This is a genomic window from Agarivorans sp. QJM3NY_25 (assembly GCF_050870875.2).
Taxonomy (GTDB): Bacteria; Pseudomonadota; Gammaproteobacteria; order Enterobacterales; family Celerinatantimonadaceae; genus Agarivorans.
In genome coordinates, this window is sequence record NZ_CP194041.2 from 3,276,784 (window position 1) to 3,301,601 (window position 24,818).

Annotated in this window: 22 protein-coding genes and 2 pseudogenes; 12 read left to right on the forward strand and 12 right to left on the reverse strand. The window is 45.5% G+C overall.

All coding sequences use genetic code 11. The annotated features are described in order from the left end of the window. Positions 1–487: 487 nt before the first annotated feature. The 4 genes from ACRRSW_RS14985 (at position 488) to tatC (ending at position 3,871) form a co-directional block, all read left to right on the forward strand. On the forward strand, positions 488–2,530 hold the full coding sequence (locus tag ACRRSW_RS14985; RefSeq protein ID WP_432452433.1) for a PhoX family protein: 2,043 nt from the start codon (positions 488–490) through the stop codon (positions 2,528–2,530). A gap of 74 nt (positions 2,531–2,604) precedes the next feature. Continuing rightward, positions 2,605–2,820 (forward strand): twin-arginine translocase TatA/TatE family subunit, encoded by a 216-nt coding sequence (tatA, locus tag ACRRSW_RS14990; protein ID WP_432452432.1) that lies wholly within the window; start codon positions 2,605–2,607, stop codon positions 2,818–2,820. A gap of 2 nt (positions 2,821–2,822) precedes the next feature. Beyond that, a complete protein-coding gene (tatB, locus tag ACRRSW_RS14995; RefSeq protein ID WP_432452431.1) occupies positions 2,823–3,131 on the forward strand; it encodes a Sec-independent protein translocase protein TatB in 309 nt (102 codons plus the stop codon). Further along, complete coding sequence (tatC, locus tag ACRRSW_RS15000; RefSeq protein ID WP_432452430.1) at positions 3,128–3,871, forward strand: twin-arginine translocase subunit TatC; 744 nt, start codon at positions 3,128–3,130, stop codon at positions 3,869–3,871. The genes tatB and tatC overlap by 4 nt, the downstream gene beginning before the upstream one ends. Positions 3,872–4,125: 254 nt before the next feature. On the opposite strand, the pseudogene ACRRSW_RS15005 reads toward tatC, so the two are convergent. The 3 genes and pseudogenes from ACRRSW_RS15005 to ACRRSW_RS15015 all read right to left on the reverse strand — a co-directional run bounded on the left by ACRRSW_RS15005 (position 4,126) and on the right by ACRRSW_RS15015 (position 6,127). Next, positions 4,126–5,050, reverse strand: a pseudogene (locus ACRRSW_RS15005) (transposase). 192 nt (positions 5,051–5,242) lie between these two features. Then, positions 5,243–5,451, reverse strand: a pseudogene (locus ACRRSW_RS15010) (transposase); the annotation flags it as partial. Between the two features lie 325 nt (positions 5,452–5,776). Then, positions 5,777–6,127 (reverse strand): hypothetical protein, encoded by a 351-nt coding sequence (locus ACRRSW_RS15015; RefSeq protein ID WP_432459740.1) that lies wholly within the window; start codon positions 6,125–6,127, stop codon positions 5,777–5,779. A gap of 212 nt (positions 6,128–6,339) precedes the next feature. On the opposite strand from ACRRSW_RS15015, the gene ACRRSW_RS15020 reads away from it, so the two are divergent. The 5 genes from ACRRSW_RS15020 (at position 6,340) to ACRRSW_RS15040 (ending at position 10,622) form a co-directional block, all read left to right on the forward strand. Beyond that, positions 6,340–7,221, forward strand: a complete 882-nt coding sequence (locus ACRRSW_RS15020; protein WP_432459741.1) for a site-specific integrase — start codon at positions 6,340–6,342, stop codon at positions 7,219–7,221. A 2-nt stretch (positions 7,222–7,223) separates the two neighbouring features. After that, positions 7,224–8,264 carry an IS91 family transposase gene (locus ACRRSW_RS15025; RefSeq protein ID WP_432459742.1) on the forward strand — a complete coding sequence of 347 codons (1,041 nt, stop codon included), beginning with the start codon at positions 7,224–7,226 and terminating at the stop codon, positions 8,262–8,264. A gap of 457 nt (positions 8,265–8,721) precedes the next feature. Further along, positions 8,722–9,672 (forward strand): IS110 family transposase, encoded by a 951-nt coding sequence (locus ACRRSW_RS15030; protein ID WP_432459743.1) that lies wholly within the window; start codon positions 8,722–8,724, stop codon positions 9,670–9,672. Between the two features lie 109 nt (positions 9,673–9,781). Then, positions 9,782–10,285 carry a hypothetical protein gene (locus tag ACRRSW_RS15035; protein WP_432459744.1) on the forward strand — a complete coding sequence of 168 codons (504 nt, stop codon included), beginning with the start codon at positions 9,782–9,784 and terminating at the stop codon, positions 10,283–10,285. Positions 10,286–10,373: 88 nt separating this feature from the next. Beyond that, the gene (locus ACRRSW_RS15040; protein ID WP_432452426.1) at positions 10,374–10,622 is read left to right on the forward strand and encodes a phage integrase N-terminal SAM-like domain-containing protein; all 249 of its coding nucleotides are present in this window, start codon (positions 10,374–10,376) and stop codon (positions 10,620–10,622) included. Positions 10,623–10,706: 84 nt separating this feature from the next. Here ACRRSW_RS15040 and ACRRSW_RS15045 read toward each other — a convergent pair whose 3' ends face one another. The 8 genes from ACRRSW_RS15045 to ACRRSW_RS15080 form a co-directional block, all read right to left on the reverse strand. Then, entirely contained in the window at positions 10,707–11,165 is a 459-nt protein-coding gene (locus ACRRSW_RS15045) for an N-acetyltransferase (RefSeq protein WP_432459745.1), read from the reverse strand. An 86-nt stretch (positions 11,166–11,251) separates the two neighbouring features. Continuing rightward, positions 11,252–11,755, reverse strand: a complete 504-nt coding sequence (locus ACRRSW_RS15050; RefSeq protein WP_432459746.1) for a YgjV family protein — start codon at positions 11,753–11,755, stop codon at positions 11,252–11,254. An 83-nt stretch (positions 11,756–11,838) separates the two neighbouring features. Beyond that, on the reverse strand, positions 11,839–12,204 hold the full coding sequence (locus ACRRSW_RS15055; protein WP_432452423.1) for a cupin domain-containing protein: 366 nt from the start codon (positions 12,202–12,204) through the stop codon (positions 11,839–11,841). Positions 12,205–12,336: 132 nt separating this feature from the next. Next, the gene (locus tag ACRRSW_RS15060) at positions 12,337–12,753 is read right to left on the reverse strand and encodes a lysozyme inhibitor LprI family protein (RefSeq protein WP_432452422.1); all 417 of its coding nucleotides are present in this window, start codon (positions 12,751–12,753) and stop codon (positions 12,337–12,339) included. A 350-nt stretch (positions 12,754–13,103) separates the two neighbouring features. Continuing rightward, the gene (araC, locus tag ACRRSW_RS15065; RefSeq protein WP_432452421.1) at positions 13,104–13,991 is read right to left on the reverse strand and encodes an arabinose operon transcriptional regulator AraC; all 888 of its coding nucleotides are present in this window, start codon (positions 13,989–13,991) and stop codon (positions 13,104–13,106) included. Between the two features lie 81 nt (positions 13,992–14,072). Next, positions 14,073–15,572: an L-arabinose isomerase gene (gene araA / locus ACRRSW_RS15070; protein ID WP_432459747.1), complete on the reverse strand. Its 1,500-nt coding sequence runs from the start codon at positions 15,570–15,572 to the stop codon at positions 14,073–14,075. A 16-nt stretch (positions 15,573–15,588) separates the two neighbouring features. Next, complete coding sequence (locus ACRRSW_RS15075) at positions 15,589–16,314, reverse strand: L-ribulose-5-phosphate 4-epimerase (protein ID WP_432452419.1); 726 nt, start codon at positions 16,312–16,314, stop codon at positions 15,589–15,591. Further along, a complete protein-coding gene (locus ACRRSW_RS15080) occupies positions 16,314–17,987 on the reverse strand; it encodes a ribulokinase (RefSeq protein WP_432459748.1) in 1,674 nt (557 codons plus the stop codon). The genes ACRRSW_RS15075 and ACRRSW_RS15080 overlap by 1 nt, the downstream gene beginning before the upstream one ends. A 397-nt stretch (positions 17,988–18,384) precedes the next feature. Here ACRRSW_RS15080 and chvE point away from each other — a divergent pair, with 397 nt between their 5' ends. From chvE to mmsB, 3 genes are all read left to right on the forward strand, one after another. After that, positions 18,385–19,443 carry a multiple monosaccharide ABC transporter substrate-binding protein gene (gene chvE, locus ACRRSW_RS15085; RefSeq protein WP_432452417.1) on the forward strand — a complete coding sequence of 353 codons (1,059 nt, stop codon included), beginning with the start codon at positions 18,385–18,387 and terminating at the stop codon, positions 19,441–19,443. 74 nt (positions 19,444–19,517) lie between these two features. After that, positions 19,518–21,050 carry a multiple monosaccharide ABC transporter ATP-binding protein gene (gene mmsA / locus ACRRSW_RS15090; protein WP_432452416.1) on the forward strand — a complete coding sequence of 511 codons (1,533 nt, stop codon included), beginning with the start codon at positions 19,518–19,520 and terminating at the stop codon, positions 21,048–21,050. 1 nt (position 21,051) lies between these two features. Then, positions 21,052–22,257: a multiple monosaccharide ABC transporter permease gene (gene mmsB / locus ACRRSW_RS15095; protein ID WP_432459749.1), complete on the forward strand. Its 1,206-nt coding sequence runs from the start codon at positions 21,052–21,054 to the stop codon at positions 22,255–22,257. A gap of 93 nt (positions 22,258–22,350) precedes the next feature. Here mmsB and ACRRSW_RS15100 read toward each other — a convergent pair whose 3' ends face one another. Then, on the reverse strand, positions 22,351–24,402 hold the full coding sequence (locus ACRRSW_RS15100; protein ID WP_432459750.1) for a methyl-accepting chemotaxis protein: 2,052 nt from the start codon (positions 24,400–24,402) through the stop codon (positions 22,351–22,353). Positions 24,403–24,818 lie beyond the last annotated feature (416 nt).

A 24,818-nucleotide genomic window follows, 5' to 3' on the forward strand; every position in this document is an offset into this window, starting at 1 on the left:
TAAGATGCCGCTTTTATTGTGTGCGTTTAGGCCCTTGCTAAAGCCTAGCGACTTCACCCTGAAGATCTTGCTCCTGTAAACTATGTTTCGATGGTTTCGCGTAAATACGCATCCAGTGATACAGCGCCTTAGTGCTAACACCTCAACGTTCTGCCACTTCTGCGATGGCATAACCCTGAACAACAATTGAATGAACAGCTTCTTGCTTGAATTCCTGTCGAGTCGCACGTGCCTTTAGCCATAAATGTTAATTCTTATGCTTTAGTTACATTTTTAGCATAAAAAGTGTCGGGGTCTCTCAGGCCTTGCCACTCATGTTGAAGTAACTAAGCGAAACCACTAAAAACAAAGCAAACAATTAACACCCTAAACACAGTGCAAACAATTTACTTCACATTTCGGTAAAGTTTTTGTCACACAACTTTTCTATGTTACTCCGCACTCGTATGGATTAAACCAGCGTAAAACAACGACTCAGGAGAGAGAAATGAGCAAGGAAATATTTAACCCGACTCGCTTTAACAAAAGTGATAATCCAGATTTTGACCAAGTATTAGAAGCCCACTTAGCGCGTCGTAGCGTACTAAAGGGCGGTCTGGGTTTGGGGGCAATGGCCACTTTCGGCGCCTTTGGGTTAGCGGGTTGTAACTCCAGCAGCAGTAATACGGCTGCACCCGCAGTGTCTACAGCCAAATTAGGCTTTAACTCTATTGCGGGTTCCAAAACCGATGCCGTGAGTGTGCCAGAAGGCTATAGCGCACAAGTGCTAGCGCCATGGGGCCAACCGCTTACCGACCAAGCTTCGGCTTGGCAAGCTGACGGCAGCAACAATGCCGTAGATCAAGAGAATGCCATGGGCATGCACCACGACGGCTTGCACTTCTTCCCCTTAAATGACTCTGGTAGCGACGGCCTGTTATGTGTTAACCACGAATACATCGACCAAAACGCTCTGCATCCCAATGGCAGCGATGCCGATGCTAACGGTGTTCGTAGCAGTGTTGATCAAGTGCGCAAAGAAATTAATGCCCACGGCGTTGCGGTAGTACGAATTCAGCAGCAAGATAACGGCCAATGGATGGTGGTAGATAATGATCCACTTAACCGCCGTTATACCGGCGCCACCACCATGGATATTTCAGGCCCACTTGCTTACTCGGATAAATTGGCAACGCCGTTTTCACCCGATGGCAGCCAAGCGCGTGGCACTTTAAACAACTGCGGTAATGGTTATACTCCTTGGGGCACTTACCTTACCTGTGAAGAAAACTGGCCGGGCTACTTCATCAACACCGGCACCACCAGCGCCGACCAAGAGCGCATTGGCATTACCACTGCAGGCACCGGTCGTTATGGCTGGGAAACCCTTGCGGGTAATGCAGCAGAGCGAGTCGATGAATTCTCTCGTTTTAACATCACACCAAGTGGTAACAGCGCCATGGATGACTACCGCAACGAAGCCAACGGCCACGGTTTCATTGTGGAAATTGACCCCTACACCGCAAACTCACGCGCAGTAAAACGTACGGCCTTAGGTCGTTTCCGCCACGAAGGCTGCACCTTTGGTCAGCTAAAAGCAGGCCAACCAATCAGCTTCTATTCTGGCCACGATTCGCGCTTCGAGTATATGTATAAGTTTGTTTCAGCCGCAGCCTGGGATCCAAGCGATGCGAACGCGAGCGACCGCTTAGCCATGGGTAACAAATACATGGACGAAGGAACGCTATATGTGGCTAAGTTTGACGCAGAGGGCGTCGGTAGCTGGCTGCCATTAAGTATGGATGGCGCAACCAAAGACGGTGCAAGCCTAAGCGATCATTTCAACAGCTTAGAAGACATTATCCTCAATACCGCGGGAGCCGCCGATTTAGTGGGTGCCACCCCAATGGACCGTCCAGAATGGTGTGCCGTTGACCCGATCACTGGCGCGGTTTATCTTTCACTCACCAACAACACCCGTCGTAACGAAACCACTGGCACCAACCCTGCTAATCCACGCCTAAACAACAAGTTTGGCCATGTGATCCGTTGGGACGAAGGTGAAACGGTGAGCGAATTTACATGGGATATTTTCGTGTTTGGCTCAGACGCCAACGGCGATGCGGCAACTAACTTGTCTGGTTTGAATGAGTTTAACCAATTTGCTAGCCCAGATGGTTTGAACTTCGATGAGCGAGGCATACTGTGGATCCAAACCGACAACGGTGCCAGTGAAGTCACTAACTATACTAACGACCAAATGTTAGCGGTAGTGCCTTCTAAGCTCACTGACAATGAAGGTAATCTGGATACCATTAACGCCGACAACCAAGGCGAATTACGTCGCTTCTTTGTTGGACCCAACGGCTGTGAAGTCACGGGTTTCACCATCACCCCCGACAACACCACCATGTTTGTTTCGATTCAACATCCAGGTAACTGGCCATACAGTAACAATGCTGCCGAAGCCACGCCGACCGGAGTAAACGTTCGCCCTCGCGCGGCTCTGGTTGCCATTCGCAAAAACGATGGCAGCCCACTAGGGGTTTAATCAGCCCATTTAGCGTCACTAGGCAGGCCTTATGGCCTGCCTATTTTAAACAACTCAAACCTTAAGGAAATAACATGGCAGGAATTAGTATTTGGCAGCTAGCCATCATCGCGGTAATCGTCGTATTGCTATTTGGCACCAAGCGCCTACGCGGACTAGGCGGCGACCTAGGCTCCACCATCAAAGGCTTTAAGCAAGCGATGGCTGAAGATAAAGACCAAGATTTGCTTAGCCAAACCAAGCAGACCACCGCAGAAAGCGCAGAGCTTAAACAACAGCAAGGTAGCTAAAAGTGTTTGATATCGGCTTTTGGGAACTTAGCCTTATTGCCGTTGTGAGCCTGGTAATCATTGGCCCGCAGCGCCTACCCGACACCCTGCGCAATGTGTTTTCAGGCTGGCGACGCGTCAAACAGATGATGAGTCAGCTGGGCGCAACACTAGAGTCTGAATTGGGTTTAGAAGAACTGAATCAGGGGATAAAGCAAGCGCAACAGCCGCTAGCCAGCCCCAAAGTGCGGCCTCGAAAAAGTCCAGCGAGCGAGAGCCAACCAAATCAAGCCCCCCCATCTTCTAATACTGCTATCAAGGAGCAGGCATGAGTCTCAACCGCGCCTTAGTGCAACACCTGGTAGAACTACGCAAGCGCCTATTGCTGGCGCTAGCATCGGTAATATTCTGCTTTGTGAGTTTAGTGTACTTTGCAAACCACATTTATCAGCTACTCGCCAGCCCCTTAATGCGCTACTTACCAGCAGGCACCAGTATGATCGCCACCGATGTGGCGACTCCTTTCTTTACCCCCATCAAGCTCACTTTGTTCTGCGCCGTCGCGTTGTCGGTACCGATGATCTTGTATCAACTTTGGCAATTTATTGCTCCAGGCTTAAAACGACAAGAGCGCAACTTGTTTGCCCCCATGTTGCTATCGGGATCCTTGTTATTTTACCTAGGCATCAGCTTTGCCTACATGGTCGTGCTGCCAGCAGCCTTTAGCTTCTTCACCGCCACTACGCCGCAAGGCGTTACTATGGCGACTGACATCAGTAGCTACCTCGACTTCGTACTGGCGCTGTTCATGGCCTTTGGGCTGGCCTTTGAAATTCCCATCCTCGTATTTCTGCTCTGTAAACTGAGGATCTGCGAAGTCAGCGACTTAACTAAAGCAAGACCACATGTGGTGGTAGCCAGCTTCGTATTGGGCATGCTACTCACTCCACCCGATATTATCTCGCAAACCTTGCTCGCAATACCGATGTGTTTGTTATTTGAACTAGGCATACTGGCTAGCCGCTGCTGGATTAGCACAACGCCAGAGCACACGGCTAAACTAAGCATATAAGCGCTTAAACGCAGCCGGCAAGGGACATTCAAGTCAACACTAGGGCATGTTGCTCTTTCGTGAGTATTTTTTGAGCGACATGATAAGAAGTTATAATTTCTTTCGCCAAAAACAAACCACCGCTCCAAATCATGCCAAGCGGTGAACAAAACGAACCAAAAGACAGCAGATATTAAAATAGCAGTTTTAATTCATGTTGTTATGGTAAAAATCCACGATGTGCAAGCGGATAGCTACAGTGATTAGGGAGAAGCTTAAATACCGACTCCGAGAGAATGATATGAGGTTATCAATGTATAGCCAACATCAAACCAGCGTTTAGCTGCACCCATCCCTTTAATCCGTTGTGATTATGCTGGCGCTTATAATGTCGCAGTAATTGCCCTGCCCCTACTACGCTAGCAAAGTGATATTCTAAGCCCGTACTCAAAGCTAACCAGCTTTCTTCATCAATTTGTAAGCGTTGCAGAATAGGCGTTTGCGCATCATCAATATAACCGCGTTTATCTTTTCTGATGACTCGACCTGTAAGCGCCACCAATTGCAGGTAATCTTGTAGTTCAAAGGGTAGGCCTTTAGGCATGGTTTCATTAGGGTGACCCGCAAAGGGCATCAGAACTTTGGACTATTGGCCTTGCTTGGCTTGCCGAATACGCCATTTGATACAGGTGTGGGCTGAGGTTTCTGGCGTTGCGGCGATATTTGAGCGGATTGGATTTAAGTCGACATAAGCCATGCAAGCCGCAAGCGCTGTTTCATCGAGTAGCGCTTGGGATTTAAAGCGGCCTTCCCAAAAACGTCCCGTACATTTATCTTCCTTATTTGCTTCTCGAGCAATATGTTCATTTAAATAGCGCATAAACCAGCTCAAGTCATAGAATCGAACGCGATAGACTTCTGCAATGGTGTGAACGGCTTGCAGTTGCACTTCATCGAGCTTTGAGCGTAAGTCTGGATTAAGGGACATCTGAGCCAGTAAGGTGCCTTTATGCAAACGATGCCAGCGCTCTAGCACCTTATCTATCAACCACGCTTCGGCTTGAGCCTTATCAATATGCAACACCACATGGCTGTGATTGCTCATGACTGCATAACACAAACAACAATGGCAAACACCGCTGCGAGCTTAAGCAAATAATCTTCGACCCACTGGCGGCGGTGCTCTTAGCTTTTGCCGATTTGCTAGTCTTCGCCACACAAAAACGCCCGTCGAACACAACGCGAAACACAATGATAGTAAGGTGTATCCGATGAGCTTACTTGCGAGCGTCTTGGCCGAGACATAATGATAATTCCCCAAATAAATAGCTATTGATAGTTTAAACTATTGCAAGCGTTTTGTTAGTTGGGTGGGTGTCTTGTTTGATGCTGATTGCTCATGACTGCATAACACAAACAACAATGGCAAACACCGCTGCGAGCTTAAGCAAATAATCTTCGACCCACTGGCGGCGGTGCTCTTAGCTTTTGCCGATTTGCTGGTCTTCGCCACACAAAAACGCCCGTCGAACACAACGCGAAACACAATGATAGTAAGGTGTATCCGATAAGCTTACTTGCGAGCGTCTTGGCCGAGACATAATGATAACTCCCCAAATAAATGGCTATTGATAGTTTAAACTATTGCAAGCGTTTTGTTAGTTGGGTGGGTGTCTTGTTTGATGCTGTGTTTGATGTTGGCCAGTTTTCTAGTGGCATTTGAAGTCGGTTAAGAATGTTTTCAGTACTAGCAAATTAGAATGGGTGTCTCAATAATTCCCTCTCAATAATTCCCCTCAATAATTCCCCAAGGCTTGTTCTCACTTCGAGATGGATGGATAAAGCTTCACTATTCTAAGTGAAACGCCCTGTGCGGAGCCGCATGCAGGGTGTTGTGGGGGCTGGCTACCCGATTATGTGACATTGTTAAACGCTCATCATTGCCCAGAAAGCCATAGGCCAAAATATTCCGAAAACTAAAAATGCTACATATGATAGATAAAGAGGAGCAATTTCCTGTTTCCTACAAGCCAAAATAAAAGCTCCAATTGATACCCATGACATTAATGTAGAAGGAAAACTCATTGGGATAATGGCACAGAAAATCCAGCCCACGGGCAGCATTATTGAACTTGCCATAATCTCACCAACTATATCAAGCTTCCAATCTTGATTGACATAAGACCAATAGATCACTGCTGGAATTACTCCAAGCACCGAAGAAACAAACCCACCAGCCACCCAAAATAGAGTCAATTTCGTCTTTGAATATACCATTTCTCTCTCAGGCTACTGACACATAACGCCGTTTTAAGCGGCAAATTGCAGTTGGCTAAAATAAGTGAGGCACGAACAAAAAGCCAACTGTAATTTGTCAGACTTGAAAACCCTTGTTGAACGAAGCCGCTCTGCGGCAGAGTGCATAGCACCTGATATCTCATACTCAATGTGACACGGCCAATCGGTCGTGATGAACCGGAGTATGCAGCATGAACCCTACCCAACAACATCGTTATCATGTTTTATATAAACAACACCTTACCAATTTAACCTTACAAGGGAAACGACCAGCCACCATTGATGCGTACTCGCGTGCGGTACGTCGGATTTCTGCCCACTTTGACCGCTCCCCCGATACCTTAAGCACCGCTGATTTAAAGGCCTATTTTGCTCAACTGATTCGCAGCCATTCTTGGAGCACCGTGAAGCTAGACCGCAATGGCTTGCAATTTTTTTATCGCTACACCCTCGAGAAACAATGGCAGTGGTTAAACATTGTGAAGCCTCCTCAAGTGAAGCGCTTACCCGATATCTTAAGCCCTGCGCAAGTCGGCTTCGTGATTAGCATGACGTCGCAACCCCGCTATCAAGTCTTCTTCTTAGTGTTGTATTCCATGGGGCTGCGCTTGAGCGAGGGCTTACACTTAAGCATTCATGATATTGATAGTCAGGCCATGCAAATCCATGTGCGGGATGCTAAAGGCGGTAAAGACCGCTTCGTGCCCATGCCACATCGCACCCTTCAGGTTTTACGTCACCATTGGCAAAGCCATCGCCATGCTCGTCTGCTGTTTCCACGCCAAGGTAAACAGGTGGATGTGCCTATGGATAAAGGCGGCGTACAAAAAGCCTTGAAGCGGGTATTGCGCGATTGCGGTATTCATAAACCCATTAGCCCGCATTCGCTGCGCCATTGTTATGCCACCCATCTGCTTGAACAAGGCTTGGATTTACGCTCCTTGCAACACTTACTGGGACACGCCAGTTTAAATACCACTGCACGTTATACCCAGTTGACCCAAGTGAAGCAACTAGATGCCGTAAAGGCAGTGAATAAACTCACTGACTCTCTCACACTCATGTGGCCGTAACCATGAGCACCTTTATTGATTTACTTCACCAACATGAGGCCGAGCTTGCACCGCTTTTAAGGGCGGATGCTAAACGGGCAATGTATGCCATGCTGCGTTGTAAAACTGAGCAACAAGGTCACAGCCTTTGGCAGTGTGAACATTGCCCGCATCAAGACCAATTGACGCTGTCTTGCGGCCATAGGCATTGCCCGCAGTGCCAACACCATTGCACCACTGGCTGGTTAACTCGCCAACAACACAAGCTGCTACCCACGACTTACTTTATGGTGACCTTCACCCTGCCTCATGAGCTAAGGGCTTTAGCCCGCGTGCAGCCTAAAGCCTTATACCAAATCATGTTCAAGGTGGTATCAAGCCTGTTAAAGGACTTTGCCAAACGCCAGAACCAGGGGGAATTAGGGTTTACCGCCGTACTGCATACCCATAGCCGCCAGCGTAATCTGCATCCCCACTTACATGTATTGGTGGCCGGTGGGCGCTATCACCGTGCGAAGCAGCAGTGGCATCACTGCAACAAGAAGTACTTGTTTAACGCCTTTGCGCTGGCCAAGGTATGGCGAGGGAGAATGCTAGATGCGCTCAATCAACACCCAAACATCAAGTTGCCCCCGCATATCCCCACCAAATGGGTGGTCGATTGTCGCAACGTAGGTTTTGGGCTGCCCGCGCTACAGTACTTATCTCGCTACTTGTATCGTGGGATCTTATCCGATAACGACATCATCAGTACCGATAATGACCAAGTGAGTTTTAGGTATCTAGATAGCCAAAGCCACACCACCAAAATCCGCACCTTGCCTACCTTAAGGTTCTTAAGGCTTATCTTGGCGCATGTATTGCCCAAGGGATTACAGCGGGTGAGAGATTATGGTTTTTTACGAGGCAACGCCAAACACATATTGCGGCGCATTCAGTTACTCCTGCGAGTGCCGCAACGCGTGAACCTCGCCGCGCTCCAAACCGACAAGCACAGCGCGACCCGGCCATGCCCTTGCTGCCAACACCCTATGCACTGCACAGGCGTGAGTCGAACGAGCTAGCCGAAAGGCGAACAATATAAGGAGAATGGCAGGGCTTAACATGAGGATGAATACATACAAAAATTAACAGCTTAGCACCATGTATGACAGGTAAAGGCTTAACGCCATTCACCCAGTCTTAGCCAAACTCGCCTTGTAAAAAGTAACAAGGCCTTGGCCCCGCCAACATCAATACCGTTATTTACTATAGAAGGGAGCATCGGGCTTGTTCAACACCCGAATAAGGTGGCGGCTACGCGACACCTATTCTTATTGTATGGATAATTATTAAGAAATATGAGTAAAGTGAGACTCAGGCTTAAGCAGCAACTTAAGCTTCTATTTAATAGCTCGATATTCTTAAGGCTCCTTTCAAAGGCCGATAACAAACGTGAGCATTAAGTGGAACTCCAAGCACCACACTCGAATAGTCTACAGGGTCTAGAACCCGTATTACGCAATATAGAGTCAGCTTATTATGAATACAGTAACAAATAAATGTATTAACGTCGGTGTCGATACAGGTAAAGAACAACTTGATGTTTATATTAGACCCCTCGACATTTTCTTCACTGTCTCCAACGATGATAAAGGTATCAAGCAAGCCATAAAAATCATTCAAAAACACACGCCATTACGAGTCGTGATTGAAGCTACAGGTCGATTAGAAATGCCTTTTATTATAGCTTGTCACAATGCCAAACTACCGTATGTAATAGCCAACCCTGTTCATGTAAGACGTTTTGCAGGCGCTATCGGGCAGAGGGCTAAAACAGACAAACTTGACGCAAAACTTATCGCGCACTACGCCGAAGCTATAAAGCCCAATTTAACGACACTAAAGCCAGATTCTATGCGACTCATGGCAGATTTAGTCATCCGAAGAAACCAGCTTCTTTCGATGCAAACAATGGAAAAAAATCGCATGAAAATTATGCCCTCGCAACTCATTCTGACGATTAAACCTATTTTAACTGCGTTTAAAAATCAGATAGAGAAAATTGAAAGCAAGATTATCAAGCTAATTGAAAGTAACCCTGAGTATCAAGCCAAGAATGAGATATTACAAAGCATGCCAGGAATAGGGAAAATTGCAGCGGCGTCTATCATTAGTAACCTTCCAGAGTTAGGGTTAATAACCAATAAACAAGCCTCATCTCTCGTCGGAGTGGCCCCAATGAACCGAGAAAGTGGCCGCTATAAAGGGCTCATAAAAATTCAAGGGGGACGAGCTCAAGTAAGAACCGTTTTATACATGGCCATGATGTCAGCCATCCAATGTAACCCCATTTTTAAGAGCACATATCAGAGGCTTTTAGCTGAAGGGAAACCTAAAAAAGTAGCCATCATTGCATGCGTAAGAAAGATGGTAACCATCCTAAACTCAATGCTACGAGATGGCGCCTTATGGGATGCAAAAATAATTTAATCTAACTTATTGACACCATAGTCGTTTGTTAGTTTTCTGTTGACACTGCGCATCAACTGAACCACAATTGAACCACAACCACTTTTGAACCACTTGTGCGAGAAACATCATGGCAGTTTATGTCCAAACAAAAATCCGCTTAAAGTACGAAACAAACAAATTACTAAAAAAGTACCAAGAATTAAATGACATGACTCAATCTAAAATAATAGAAAAAGCCCTAACGAACTTATTTACAGAAGATAAGGAATTCGTTGAATATGCAGAGATAGATGTAAGTAATAAGCATTGGAATTTAACAGTTGCTGAAATAGAAGATATCGTCTTCGATAAATATAAAATAATGATATATATACACGCTGAGCAAGATGAAAACATTGGAGTTGATCTAAGTCCATGGCCAAAGTGCATGAGCAAATACACGCTCAAAGACTTTACAGATAAAATTATTCGCCGATGTTTAGCAAAAGAAGTAAATATTTCAGTTTTTGATCACAAAGCACAAGAGTGCAAACCAAACAAAATTATTAAAAACTTAAAGAAAGACTGCGAAAAGATCGTAGATCGCCAACAATACTATGACTTGTGGGAGCTGTTTGATGAAGGAAACTAACGCTAAGTAGGCCGCACGTGCGGTCTATCCCATTCAATGAGCGCGCGTCCTATCACAAAAAATATGATCTTCATCACGTTCGCGCATCATGTCAAACACACCATTGCGACTCCAGCTGCGATTTAGAAATACAATTTATCAGCACCATTACAGTATTCGCACCGAGCAAACCTATTGGCATTGGATAAAACGTTTTTTGTATTTTTATCACAAGCAGCACCCAGCAAAGCTCGGAGCTGCTGATATTGAACGATTTCTAACTCATCTAGCGGTCGATAGGCAAGTCGCTCCGGCGGCTCGAAACATCACGTTTAATGCATTCATGATGCGCCGATAAACATTCAATGTTATACAGCGCAAGACTGTTGTTATCTCCGATGAATATTCATTGGTACTTAAAAACGCCTCTCCGTTCGTTTGGTTATCGCTTGGGAATCATTTCCGAGACGGTTTTAAGCGGCGAGCAATTCATTAACCATTCGCTGTGGCCAGTATGTATATCCGTCTGCTCTTGAACAAACGAAAATCCTTGCTGCAAATAAAACTGACAAGCGGGATGATTATTTTTATAAACAGTCAACATCAACTCATGACGCTTGCGTTTCGCATCACCGATCAGCGCCTTACCAATCCCTTGACCTTGCAACGATGGCTTTACAAAGAGAGCTGCCAGCGTATTGCCATGCAATGCGTAAAAACCACCAACGCTTGATTGCTGCTGGTAAACATAAACTTCCGAATTCGGTAAATAAACATCCCGCATAGTTGCAAGTTGAGCGTGCCAAAAGGAAGATTCAACAAAATCATGGGCGATGCGCGAAGCATCAAGCCAAATATTGAGAATTGAGTCCATATCATCAACTTGGAAAGGTCGGATCATAAACTACTCCAATCGGTCAAAACGAGAGATGGCTTTTAGCAAACTTAAAACTAAACAACAGTTTCCCACGCAATGTTCTGTAATTGTTATGCCACACTAGTTTTTCTATAGTAATGGCGGTAATAGCCGATTAAGTTGCTGGTGATGAATAGCACTTCCATTAATACTGCAGTTGGTGAACCGACCAGATAATTATGGACCAGCCAAAAACAGGTGCCAACGATCATCAGCTGCCTTAATCTTTGGTCATTGCTGTTAAATGCGGCGACCGTTTGAAAGACCGAGCCTAAGCAACTCAGCATACTAGCGACACCAGCATAAGTCAGCACCGTCGCCAATACAGAAGTGAAACAAAATAGATATTTAAGCTTAGCCGAGCTTGAAAAAATACTCACGAAGTATCGGAGCGTAGCTATCCCCATGAGACTGGTGGCCGTCCACTGACCCAGCAGCGCAAAATGCAAAGAGATTAAAATCCCAGCACAAAACAAGCATGTCACTATTTTTGCTCTCTCCCGAAACTGAAACGACATAAAGTCGAAGCAAATAGCGACGGCAACGAATAATTGAGAGATTAGAAATAACGACATAAGGGCCTATTACATATTGATCATTATAGTGTAAATAACTGGGAGCTTATTCAGGCGAAACCGACCGGATTAAAGCTTTGCGACTAGATCCATTCTTGATCTGCATATGCCACTGTCATATCGCTTTCTAAGGCCCCGGTATGCGCGGTACTGGCAGGCTCTATCATCATGAAATGAGTGTCTGGCTCTGCACGAGGGCAATGCTCCACACCTTTTGGTACAACAAACATCTCCCCTACACCGAGCTCAATATCCTTATCTCTCAACTGAATCGTGAGATGGCCTTTAAAAACCATAAATAGCTCATCCTCGTGTTGATGTTGATGCCACACCAGTTCGCCACTACCTTTCGCAATTTTAACGAGTTGTCCGTTAGATTGAGCAATCACCTTAGGCGTCCACTCTTCGCTAAACAATTCAAATTTATGACTAATCGTAATCTTACTCATTTCATTCCTTCAGTTTTATTGGAAATAAAAACAGATAATAAGCAGCATATCTGAGCAAACATGGCCAAAATACATCATCGCTTAAATCATTAAAATGTCATGGAAAGCTTGGCTAGAAAGCACCTTCAATCATTACCGTTTGGGTTCGGGCAAAACCGGAGGCGTGCTATCCATATAAGTTAAGAAATTTTCCCATAGCTGATGCGTCCGCAGTTTGGTCAGCTTGGTTTTACAAGACAGTGCCATCACGCCTCGAATCGATCCCTCCCGCCACTGGGTATACACAGAATCACAGTGCGATTTATAGTATTTCCGCCAATCTTGCTGCGCCAATTTAATCGCGTCAAGCAATTCAGGATCATCCTCATTGTGCTTTAAACTGGTCGCAAGATAGCGTTGCATTTGCTGTTCGGCCAAATCTAATTCGATTCCAGCACAGTAATTAATGTCGAGCGTCGAATAGGCTTTTTCACAATCTATGGTTTGTTCTGTTGCGGAAACTAAAAACACAAAACATAAGCCAAGCAAACACCAATAGCGATTCATCATCTTCCTTTTCACCAATTTCGAATTAAAAATTAGTTTAACAGTAAGTCGATTTAAACACTCACCTTTGATGGATGGCTGAAGCTTTAATCAGTTATTGATGGGCCATCAAGCGTTTATTTTCGCAGCGCCCTTTAAGGCAGCGCTACGTCACTGAACCCGATAGCGCGAGGGATGCTGAAGATGCCGAATTCATCAGAAACCTTCGGCAATTCAGGCACGAGAGATTGAAACACTTCTAATTTAAATGGTCGGGATAAAGAGGTAAATAATACGCCCGGTCATACAAGGCAAGTCGCGCGTTGATGCATCATGATTCATCATTCTCTCGCATACATCACTGAGCTCAGCCTTTAATAAATCAAGCTAAATTGCTTACGATAACCTTTGGGGCTGATCCCATTTAGTTTTTTAAACACTCGAGAAAAATACAGAGGATCGTTATAACCCACCTGTAAGCTAATCCGGCTAATACTCACGTTATTGGTGATCAACAACTGCTTGGCACGGCTAATTCGTTGATCGTCTCGCCATTGAGTAATGGTCATGCCCAGTTCATCACGGAATAAGTGACCCAGACGAGAGCTCGATAAACAGACTGTTTCAGCGATCTCTTGGTATTGAAAGTCTCGCGTTAAATTGCGAGTCATAAAATTAATGGCGGTTTCGATACGTGGATCTAAAGCCTTGCTACGTACATCCGGTTGCATCTGTTTACAGCGCAGTAACAACTGCTCTAATAAATTCAAGGACAACTCTACATCGAAGGGATCGCCAGTTTTCGAATGACGTTCCACATCTTGAAATAGATGTTCTAGTTCAACTTGCTGTTCCACTCCCGGCTTGGGTGAGAAATAAACACCATTTTTGATTTGTGCCCACTGTAGCCAGTCTTGCCAAAAAGCACGCGGACGAAAATAGACCCAGCGATGTTTCCAAGTATCACTGTCAGCCTGTCGACGATAATAATGGGGTACTCCCGGTGGGAATAACAACAGATCGCCAGCACTTACATCAAATTGCTTATCCCCTTGAAAAACTGAACCTTGCCCTTCGCAGGTATAGTTGATGATAAATCCCTTCATCCCTTGAGGACGATCGATACAAAAATCTAAATCTTCACCTTTTGTAATTGGGGTTAAACCAGCGACTAAATGCGCATCAAAATTATAACCCGGCTTAAGAGGATCGTTTTGCATATGCTTTAAATAGGTTTTATTTGAAACAATTGTCGAAATCATAGCATTAGATTCTCAGTAGTTTGTGTTTGTTGGATCGCAGATATGAACAAGGGTTGCTTAGCAACCCTTGTTCGCGGGTGATTAACCCAAAGAGTTCAAACGATAATGCAGATTGTTATGGCGTAACTCCATTTGTAAAGAACGGACATCGGTCGAGTTGTCAATAATAATCAGTTCAATATCATGCATTTGTGCATAATCGATCACTGTTTCCATGCTCAGGGCTTGAGTATATACCGAGTGGTGAGCCCCACCCGCATGGATCCAACTCGCAGCGGCAACCGGTAAATTTGGTTGTGGCTGCCATAGCGCATGCGCAACGGGTAAGTTGGGCATGTCTTCGGGCAAATCAACGGTATCCACCGCATTAGCGATTAAACGGAAGCGATCCCCTAAATCAATTAACGACAAGTTAATTGCTGGTCCAGCCTTCGCCGAGAATTTAAGCCGCGGAATATCACACTTACAGCCAATGGTATGGCGAGCAATAATTAGTTCGGGTTTATTTTCACTAATACTTGGACAAACCTCTAACATATGCGCCCCGAGCACCTGATCAACCGCACCGAAGTCGTAGGTATAATCTTCCATAAAGGAGGTACCACCCGCTTCACCTTCAGTCATTGCCTTCACAATGCGAACCAAAGCTGCGGTTTTCCAATCACCTTCACCGCCATAACCATAACCTTTGGCCATCAAACGTTGGGTAGCGAGGCCTGGCAAGTTAGTCAAACCATGCAGATCTTCAAAGCAGTTGGTGAAGGCCATACAACCATGGTCGCTTAGGAAACGCTCCATACCAATTTCTAAACGGGCTTCGTTCACCAGTAACTGGTAACTTTCTGGATCACTCAATAAAGCTTGATCCACTACGTATGAAGCACAATATTCATCGATGAGGCTGGCACAATCATCGTCTGACACCTTGTCGACATAAACTTTAAGGTCACCGACCCCATAGGCATTGACTTCGTAGCCAAATTTAATTTGTGCCGACACCTTATTTCCATCCGTCACCGCCACCTGACGCATATTGTCACCAAAGCGCGCCACTTTTAGGCTTTCGGATTCATACACACCACGAGTTGCACGGGCCCATTGATCGACTTCTTCCAATACCCGAGGTTCTTGCCAATGCCCAACCACCACTTTACGTGGAACATTCATTCTGGTCACAACAAAGCCAAACTCTCGGCCGCCGTGAGCGCTTTGGTTAGTATTCATAAAGTTCATATCAATACTTTGCCAAGGCAGATTCGCATTAAATTGGGTATGTAAATGCAGCATCGGCTTATTGAGCTGACCTAAACCAGCTATCCACATCTTGGCGGGAGAAAAAGTATGCATCCATAACATGATCCCAGCACAGCTTTCATCGCTATTCGCGCGACGCATCAGTCGACTGATTTCTGCGGCATCGGTGACCACCCCTTGGTCTACAATATTCAGCGAAATCTCTCCGCTGTCATTTAAACCCTGAACAAGCTGATTGCTGTCATTGGCCACTTCTTCGAGCACTTTAGGCCCATACAAGTGTTGCGAACCAGTTACAAACCACAGTGATAGAGTTGAATTAGTCATATAAAAATTTCCTTAATTAACGCGAACCTTTTTGACCGTAATAGGCATTTTTACCGTGCTTACGTAAATAGTGTTTATCAAGCAGCCCCTGATTAAGTGAGCCGACCTGCGGATTCAGTTGACGGGTATACAGCGCCATTTTTGCCACTTCTTCTAAAACCACTGCGTTATGTACAGCATTCTCGGGACTGGTTCCCCAACTAAACGGACCATGTTCGCTCACCACGATACCTGGCATAGCAAGTGGCGGAGTATCGGCCAGCGTTTCGATAATCACTAAACCGGTATTGGCTTCATAATCGACGTCAATCTCAGACTGAGTGAGTGGCCGAGTACATGGGATATCGCCATAGAAATAGTCAGCATGAGTGGTTCCAAGTGCAGGGATAGCTAAACCCGCTTGTGCCCAGGCACAAGCAAAGGGGGAATGGGTATGTACGATGCCTGCGATCTCTGGGTATTGCTGATACAGAGCCAGATGAGTGGCGGTATCAGAGGAAGGTCGAAGCTCTCCTTCTACGACTTCACCAGCCAAATTGACCACCGCCATATTCTCGGGGCTCAGCTGTTCATAGGCCACGCCACTGGGCTTAATCACCACTAAACCGCGCTGACGGTCGATACCGGAAACATTTCCCCAAGTAAAAGTCACCAACTTGTGCGTTTGCAGCGCCATATTGGCTAAATACACCTGCTCCCGAAGCTGGGCCAGCGTCACCGCGGTATTATCTCGATCAGCCATCAATTTTTCTCCCCTTGCTGAGCGACCAAGCTTTCGACACTCTCACCAAGCTGACGATATTGCAGATGTCGCTGTTGATAGAAAGCTACCCGCTCAGGATTAGGTTGATAGGTTAAATGAACCGCACTAGCCATTGCTTGCTGAGCACTCGCGGTATTGGCATATACTCCAGCAGCCACCGCCGCAAAAATACCAGCGCCAAGGGCGCAACATTGTTCGCTGTCCATGACCAACAGCTCGCAATTCATCACATCCGCACAAGTTTGCATGACTAAAGGCGATTTTTTGGCAATACCACCAATCGCAATCACCCGCTTCACTTCCACTTGTTGATTCACAAAACAGTCCATGATCGCCTTGGCACCGTGCGCCGTCGCTTCGACCAAGCTATTAAAGATCATTGGCGCACTAGAGCCCAAGTTCAGCCCAGCCACTGTGCCCGTGAGGCGCTGATTAGCGAAGGGGGTCCGACGACCGTTATGCCAATCCATTGCGACCGGATCGGCTAAGCTTTGTGCCTGACAATGGTCGCTAAGCAACGGAATTAAACTTTGTTCAAGCTGTTTGAGGGCTGCCGCCGCTTCGGGACTTTGGCCGGCAATTTGCTGCAGCGGCCACAATAGCACTCGCTTATACCAGGCATATAAATCACCAAAAGCCGATTGACCGGCTTCTAAGGCCACCAACTCTGGCATCGCGCTGCCTAATACCTGACCACAGATCCCTTCAATAGTACGCTCGCCCAGCTCGGCCGGATCGACCATCAAAATATCGCAGGTTGAAGTCCCCATCACTTTCACTAAGTCATGAGCGCCCGCGCCAGCCCCGACCGCGCCCATGTGACAGTCAAATTCACCAACGGCTACCGCAATACCTGCCGGTAAACCGAGTTTATCGGCCCACTGTTCGCTCAAATAACCCGCCACTTGATCGGCGGTGAACACCTGTTGATACATGCGTTCACGCATCCCATCTAAGCTCGGAGAAATAGCACTTAAAAACTGTTGATCAGGCAAGCCGCCCCAAGACTCATGCCAAAGGGCTTTGTGCCCTCCAGCACAGATCCCCCTTTTGATACTATCTGGCGCCAAATTATCGGCCAGTAGCGCGGGAACCCAATCGGCAAGTTCCACCCATGCGTAAATTGATTTCGCCAGTTCGGGATCCTGCTCTGCAACCCAAGCGGCCTTCGCCCAAAACCATTCGCTGGAATAAACACCTCCCACATAACGGGTGTAATCTTCAAATTCTCCACCATGAGCAAGCTGATTAATTAACTCAGCTTTCGTTACACTGGTATGGTCTTTCCATAGAATGAACATTGCATTGGGGTTATCTTTATGTTCATCGAGTAATGCTAATACTCTCCCCTGCGCATCAATCGGTGCGGGAGTTGAGCCGGTGCTATCAACACCAATCCCAACAATATTACCTCGAACGTCTGCACTACAGCCGTCCAGCGCCTGCATAATGGCGGCGCTCATCGCATCGATATAGTCCTGAGGATGATGTCTAAATTGAGAAACTTCGGCCTTGGAATATAAACCTTTCATCCATCGAGGGTATTCACTAACACTGGTACCGACTTCTTGACCATCGTCGGTTCCAATAATTAGAGCCCGTACTGAATCTGATCCAAAATCGAGCCCGATCACATAACGCTGCTTATCCACCCGCCACTCTCCTGATAATTGCTACATTATCAATATAGTGGTCGTTGCTTGGTAAACCTGCCATAAACGATAACGCTATTGTCATGGATATTATCGTTACTTAGAAAATTATCAATCATGGGTCAAAATATTGAGAATCGCTATGAAAAGCCTTTCTTATAGCAAAAATCACGTTTTTTCACGGCAAATATGTACAAATTTGTCAATTCACATACTGGCAACATGTCAATAACAGCTAAATATATGGATAAGAACGCTGTCATGCCAAACTTGTCGTTTTGTTAGCGACTTATTTTTAAAAGATGATGAATACTTGTCCCAGTTAAACGAGAGACGCAATTAGCTCGACCCTTAACTTGGTGAAAGATTAGCTAAATATTTTACACGGAGCGAAAAAATGAAGCTTTATAAAACCCTCATAAGTGCAGCAATGGTGAGCCTGTTGGCGCTTGCGCCATCAATCGCTAGCGCAAAGAAAACCGTTGGTATTGCGATGCCAACCAAATCATCGGCCCGTTGGATCGGTGATGGTAATAATATGAAAGCATTATTTGAAAAAAGTGGATATAGAGTTGTATTGCAATATGCCGGTGATGATATTCCTAATCAATTGGCGCAAATAGAAAACATGGTAGTACGTGGTGTCGACGCGCTGGTGATTGCCTCTATCGATGGGACAACCCTATCGAAGGTACTAGAACAAGCCGCAGAAAGTGATATTCCAGTGGTAGCTTACGATCGCCTCATTAAAGGCTCACCTCACGTGAGTTACTACGCCACCTTTGATAACTTCCAAGTCGGCGTATTACAAGCACAAACCATCGAAAAAGCGCTCGATCTCGCGAACGGCGCTGGACCTTTTAATATTGAGTTATTTGGCGGTTCCCCCGATGATAACAATGCCTACTTCTTCTATAACGGCGCAATCTCTGTACTACAGCCTTACCTTGATAGCGGTAAGTTAGTGATCCGTAGTGGTCAAACTGGCATGGAAAAAGTGTCAACCTTACGTTGGGATGGTGCAACCGCACAAGCACGGATGGATAACCTACTCAGTGCCTACTACACCGACGAACCTATTGATGCTGTCTTGTCTCCCTACGATGGCATCAGTATTGGGATCTTATCTTCATTGAAAGGGGTTGGTTACGGTAGTGGCGACTTAAAAATGCCTTATGTCACCGGACAAGACGCTGAACTGCAGTCAATTAAATCAATTATTGCCAACGAGCAGGGCTCTACTATTTTCAAAGATACCCGTGAACTTGCCAAGGTTACAGTTGGCATGGTTGAAGCGTTGTTAAGTGGCTCCGAGCCACAAATCAACGACACTAAAACCTATGACAATGGCTATAAAGTTGTCCCTTCCTTCCTACTCAAACCAGTTCCAGTAGATAAATCAAACTGGGAAGAAATACTTATTGGTAGTGGCTACTACAGTAAAGACCAGCTGTAGTGTCGATTTGAGACCTTTTGATCCATGTGTCAAAAGGTCTCGCTTATTCGATCCTTGATTTTCCTGAGGGAACTATGAATACCATTTTAGAAATGCGCAATATCACCAAAACCTTCCCTGGTGTAAAAGCGCTAAACAACGTCAGCCTCAGTTTAGACAATGCTGAAATTCACGCACTAGTGGGCGAAAATGGCGCGGGTAAATCCACGCTGATGAAAGTTCTCAGTGGCGTATATCCACATAGTAGTTTTGATGGTGAGATTGTTTATCGGGGCCAAAAACAACAATTTAATACCATTTCAGATAGTGAACACAAAGGCATCATCATCATTCACCAAGAGCTCGCCTTGGTTCCGATGTTATCGATTGCCGAAAATGTATTTTTAGGGAACGAAATCGAAGACAAAGGTGTCATCGATTGGCCACAAACCTTCCTTAAAACCCAAAAAGTCTTGGCCAAAGTTGGCTTAGGCAATGAAAATCCGCAGACAAAAATTCAGAATTTAGGCGTGGGCAAACAACAATTGGTTGAAATTGCCAAGGCACTTTCCAAAGACGTGGAAGTACTTATCTTAGACGAGCCAACCGCCAGCTTAAACGAAACCGATAGTGATGCCCTGCTCGAATTACTGTTAGAGTTTAAACGCCAAGGCATTGCTTCAATCCTGATTTCCCACAAATTGAATGAAGTGGCCAAAGTCGCCGACAAAATTACGGTGATCCGCGATGGCGGAGCGGTGAGCACCATGGATTGTCGCACCCAGCAGATCAGTGAAGATGACATTATTCGCGATATGGTTGGCCGCGAATTACAAGACCGTTATCCACACCGTAAAGCCACCATTAGTGAAGAAATTCTCAGCGTGAATAACTGGGAAGTTTATCACCCACTACACAGTGAACGGCGAATCATTCATAACATTGATTTTGCGGTAAAACGTGGACAGGTGGTTGGTATCGCTGGACTAATGGGAGCTGGTCGAACCGAATTAGCCCGCAGTATTTTTGGTCACTCTTATGGGCAAAAAATATCGGGCGAATTAAAATTACATGGCAAACCAGTCAAGCTCAATACCATAGAAAAAGCCATTGAAGCAGGTTTAGCCTACGTGACCGAAGACCGGAAGGACTATGGTCTGGTGTTAATCGACAGCATTTTGCACAATATTCCTTTGGCAAATTTGTCGGCTATCTCAAATCATACGGTCATTAATAACGCGCAAGAAACCATGCTTGGCAATGACTACAAGAATAAGATGAACATTCGCTGCTCATCACTCAGCCAGCATACCGATAACTTATCGGGTGGTAATCAGCAAAAAGTAGTGCTTGCCAAATGGTTGTTTGCCGATCCAGAAGTCCTAATCCTCGATGAACCCACTCGGGGCATCGATGTGGGCGCAAAATATGAAATATACACACTGATTAATCACCTCGCAGAGCAAGGAAAAGGCATCGTCATCATCTCTTCTGAAATGCCAGAGCTATTAGGCATGTGTGACCACATCTACGTGATGAATGAAGGGGAGTTCGTGGGTGAACTCACTGCCGAACAGGCATCTCAGGAAAAAATTATGCAATTGATCATTCAATCGGGGAGAGAATGAAATGAGTACCAAAGTTGTAAACAATGCTAAAGATAGCGACAACTCGGTGAGTGGATTTGGCGCTGTCACTCGTCATCTGAGAGAATATGGCATTTTATTAGCCCTGATTGTGATTATGGGATTCTTTCAGATTATTACCGAAGGCACCCTACTCAAACCGGTTAACCTTACCAACTTATTTTTACAAAACTCCTATATCATTATTATGGCCTTAGGCATGTTACTGGTGATTGTTGCAGGTCATATCGACTTATCGGTCGGTTCTGTCTGTGGCTTTGTCGGCGCGCTGGCTGCGGTGTTAATGGTTAACTTTGACTTTAACTGGTTTGTTACGGTGATCATTTGTTTAGCCGCAGGTTTCGTGATTGGAGCAATGCAGGGCTACTGGATCGCTTATCATAAGATCCCAGCGTTTATTGTGACTCTAGCGGGCATGTTAGTCTTTAAAGGTTTAACCATTGCGCTGCTACAAGGGCAATCGGTAGGGCCATTCCCTAGTGAATTTCAGGCTTTAAGTTCGGGGTTCATTGGCGATATCTTTGATATGCACAAATTTAACCTCACTTCTTTCATCTTAGGAATTATTTTAGTCTCAGCTTTTATCGGCTTTAACTTACGCAGTCGCCTCAAACAACAGCAGTTGATGCCCAGCGAAGAACCCACCAATGTATTTTTACTCAGAATTGGTTTCATCTCCGCGGCGCTACTCTACTTGGTCTATTTATTGTCTACCTATAAAGGTATTCCCAATATTTTAATGGTAATGGCCCTGCTCATTTCACTGTATGTATTTATTACCAATAACACCACTATCGGACGACGCATCTATGCCATTGGTGGTAACGAAAAAGCGGCCTTGATGTCAGGAATTAATACCAAAAAAATCACCTTCTTAACTTTTGCCAATATGGGAATGTTAGCTGCGCTGGCAGGTTTGGTATTTGCGGCTCGACTTAATACGGCTACACCAAAAGCGGGTTTATCTTTCGAACTGGATGTGATTGCGGCGGTATTTATTGGTGGCGCCTCGGTACATGGCGGCGTTGGTAAAATCATGGGTGCGGTGATTGGTGCATTCATCATGGGCGTGATGAATAACGGTATGTCAATCATGGGCGTTGGCATCGACTGGCAACAAGTCATTAAAGGTTTGGTATTACTGGCTGCGGTTATTTTCGATGTTTACAGCAAAAAACGTAGTGCATAAATTTGAATGCTTAAGCCGAAGGACTTAAGCCTATAAAAAAGAGATTAAGTCCCGACTTAATCTCTTTTTTTTATGACCGATACAGCTCGCCCCTTAGTGAAACACCGATACTTGCTGCTGCAGTGCATCAGCCATGGATTGTAATTGCGTGGCACTGTCGGCGCTTTTCGCCGCGGTATTGCGGCCATCGGCATTTGCCTCACTGAGTTTGGCGGCATTGGCGGCAATCTCTTGAGACACCTGCGCCTGCTGTTCAGTCGTGGCGGCGATAGTCTCCGATTGACTGGCAATTAAACTGACTTGCTCAGTAATCTTGCTCAGAGCCTCACCGGTATTAGCGGCATGCTCGGTAAACAACTCACCCCGTTGTTGGCTCTCACTCATCATGCTCACCGCATTGCCAGTACTGGCTTGCAGTTTCCCAACAATGGCTTCCACTTCTTTCACCGAATCTTGGGTTCGTTTGGCTAAGGTTCGAACTTCATCGGCGACCACCGCAAAACCACGACCTTGTTCACCCGCCCTCGCAGCCTCAATTGCCGCGTTCAAGGCAAGTAAATTGGTTTGGTCTGCAATTTCGTTGATCATTCGTGTTACATCTTGAATATTACGGCTCTCTTCTCCCGCCAAAGCTATCGCTTCAGAAGACTGCTTCAGCTGTTGATTCAGCAAGCCAATCTCTGAAATCATCTGCTCAACTAAATGAGAGCCATGTTGGCTACTGCTATCGGCTAAACGCACACTGCCGGCGATATCTTCGACTTGATGCGCCACCGAATTTGCCGATGCAGCCAGTTCTTCTATCGCCGCAGCGACCTGATCCACCTGAAGCTGCTGGCCATCGAGCTGTTGCAAACTATTTTCAGAATCGGTAAATACACTGCTCGCCTGCTGTTGCACACGATTACTAGTGTCTCGAATATGAGTAATCAATTGATTGAGCTCTCTCGCCATTTGGTGCACGCCTGCATTTAAGCGCTCAATCTCGTTATCGGCTTCGGCGTTACCCTCGCCCATCTGTAGGCTCATTTCGCCAGCACCCATGCGTTCAATATTTCCGGTTAACCTGAGCAAGGGTTTAGTAAAGCGACGCACAAATAAACTGAGCGACACAAAACTCAAAATTGCAGCGAATACAGCAATCATGATCACAATATGCAGTAAATCGCGACTGGCTTCGGTGACTTCCTCCACCAAGGTTCCGCCTAATAGCTTCCAATTCCACCCAGGGACTTCGGCATAAACCAAATACTGTTCAGCAACCTTACCTTGATGCTCAGCAGTAAAGCTAATCACCCCCGAAGCTTGCTCAAAAATCTGTTTAAATAGTTTATGTCCTTGCGCATCGACCCGGTCGATGATCGAAGCTCCATCCTTAATATAGGGATGATAAAGATAGTTCCCTAAGGCCTCACTTGGGCTATTATCCACGACAATACTGTGTCCGGTTTTACCCCAATTAATTTGCGACAAATTAGCGAAAATACGCTGGGTCGGTTCTTCAATGGGGATCCCAATAAAGCTTAAACCCATGACTTTTCCTTGAGGTGTTTTCAAGGGATAGTAATAGGTCAAATAGTCATGACCAAACAATTTGACCTTGGCGTAATAATCTTGACCGTTCATCAGACGTTGATAACCCGGATGTTGCTTGCCCAAGCGACTCCCAAGTACCCGTTGACCATCTTGGTTGGTTAATGAGGTGCTCACCCGAATAAAATCATCACCACTGGCAGAAAACAAAGTGGCGACCGCACCAGTATCCTGAGTAAAGCGATCTATTTGACTAAAATCCCCTAACAACGACTGGCCGTTAAGAACAATCTCATAGACCTTAAACTGTTGGTAATTAACCGACTGAGCCAATACTTGAAAGCCGTCGAGATAACCATTTCGAAAGGTTCGCTCCAACACTTTTGCTTGTTTTAAATAATCGTCAAACTCACCAGCGATATTCTCAGCTAAAGCTTCTACTTTAGATCGATGATCGTACATGGTTTGTTCAAACAAAGCTGCAGCGGCTTTTTCATAAACCAGAGAGCTAATCGCACCAAACGCAATCACGATCAATAAACCCACAAATAATTGTAGTTGTAAGCCAATTCGGCGATGGCCAAAACCGTTTAAAATGCAAAATGCTTGCATAAATTTGTAACCTAAAAAAATGTGAATGCGGATGCTACAAAAATGGAAAATTTAAGTAAACACGAGTCACCAACAAATTGCGTTTCTTTTGCTATCGATCAATATCAGCCAAAAAAAGCATAAGATACCGCACTTGTGAATTTATATTTTTAAAAAAGAATAGAAGGCAATGATTTAAACTGAATTATACAAAGTATTTAAAATTAAAGGTTTAATGTAAATAAAACAGACAGTCATTAAACTAAACATCTAAGGAAAGCGCTGGCTTCATCTCAAAACACACTTAAGTTTCGGTCGGCGGCCACAGTGAAACATCCCTTGCTCGCACCAGCAGTAAGCATTTATTCAACTTCGTTATATTTGCAATAGACTGGCGACGTAGACCCGTATGAAAAAAAACTGAGCGATTGCTTTTA

Coding starts and splice junctions, on each gene's coding strand:
- araA (WP_432459747.1), bottom strand. CDS start 15,572: ATGACTAATTCAACTCTATCACTGTGGTTTGTAACTGGTTCGCAACAC.
- ACRRSW_RS15075 (WP_432452419.1), bottom strand. CDS start 16,314: ATGGCTGATCGAGATAATACCGCGGTGACGCTGGCCCAGCTTCGGGAG.
- ACRRSW_RS15055 (WP_432452423.1), bottom strand. CDS start 12,204: ATGAGTAAGATTACGATTAGTCATAAATTTGAATTGTTTAGCGAAGAG.
- mmsA (WP_432452416.1), top strand. CDS start 19,518: ATGAATACCATTTTAGAAATGCGCAATATCACCAAAACCTTCCCTGGT.
- ACRRSW_RS15060 (WP_432452422.1), bottom strand. CDS start 12,753: ATGATGAATCGCTATTGGTGTTTGCTTGGCTTATGTTTTGTGTTTTTA.
- chvE (WP_432452417.1), top strand. CDS start 18,385: ATGAAGCTTTATAAAACCCTCATAAGTGCAGCAATGGTGAGCCTGTTG.
- araC (WP_432452421.1), bottom strand. CDS start 13,991: ATGATTTCGACAATTGTTTCAAATAAAACCTATTTAAAGCATATGCAA.
- ACRRSW_RS15050 (WP_432459746.1), bottom strand. CDS start 11,755: ATGTCGTTATTTCTAATCTCTCAATTATTCGTTGCCGTCGCTATTTGC.
- ACRRSW_RS15025 (WP_432459742.1), top strand. CDS start 7,224: ATGAGCACCTTTATTGATTTACTTCACCAACATGAGGCCGAGCTTGCA.
- ACRRSW_RS14985 (WP_432452433.1), top strand. CDS start 488: ATGAGCAAGGAAATATTTAACCCGACTCGCTTTAACAAAAGTGATAAT.
- mmsB (WP_432459749.1), top strand. CDS start 21,052: ATGAGTACCAAAGTTGTAAACAATGCTAAAGATAGCGACAACTCGGTG.
- ACRRSW_RS15040 (WP_432452426.1), top strand. CDS start 10,374: ATGTCAAACACACCATTGCGACTCCAGCTGCGATTTAGAAATACAATT.
- ACRRSW_RS15030 (WP_432459743.1), top strand. CDS start 8,722: ATGAATACAGTAACAAATAAATGTATTAACGTCGGTGTCGATACAGGT.
- ACRRSW_RS15045 (WP_432459745.1), bottom strand. CDS start 11,165: ATGATCCGACCTTTCCAAGTTGATGATATGGACTCAATTCTCAATATT.
- ACRRSW_RS15100 (WP_432459750.1), bottom strand. CDS start 24,402: ATGCAAGCATTTTGCATTTTAAACGGTTTTGGCCATCGCCGAATTGGC.
- ACRRSW_RS15015 (WP_432459740.1), bottom strand. CDS start 6,127: ATGGTATATTCAAAGACGAAATTGACTCTATTTTGGGTGGCTGGTGGG.
- ACRRSW_RS15035 (WP_432459744.1), top strand. CDS start 9,782: ATGGCAGTTTATGTCCAAACAAAAATCCGCTTAAAGTACGAAACAAAC.
- tatA (WP_432452432.1), top strand. CDS start 2,605: ATGGCAGGAATTAGTATTTGGCAGCTAGCCATCATCGCGGTAATCGTC.
- ACRRSW_RS15020 (WP_432459741.1), top strand. CDS start 6,340: ATGAACCCTACCCAACAACATCGTTATCATGTTTTATATAAACAACAC.
- tatC (WP_432452430.1), top strand. CDS start 3,128: ATGAGTCTCAACCGCGCCTTAGTGCAACACCTGGTAGAACTACGCAAG.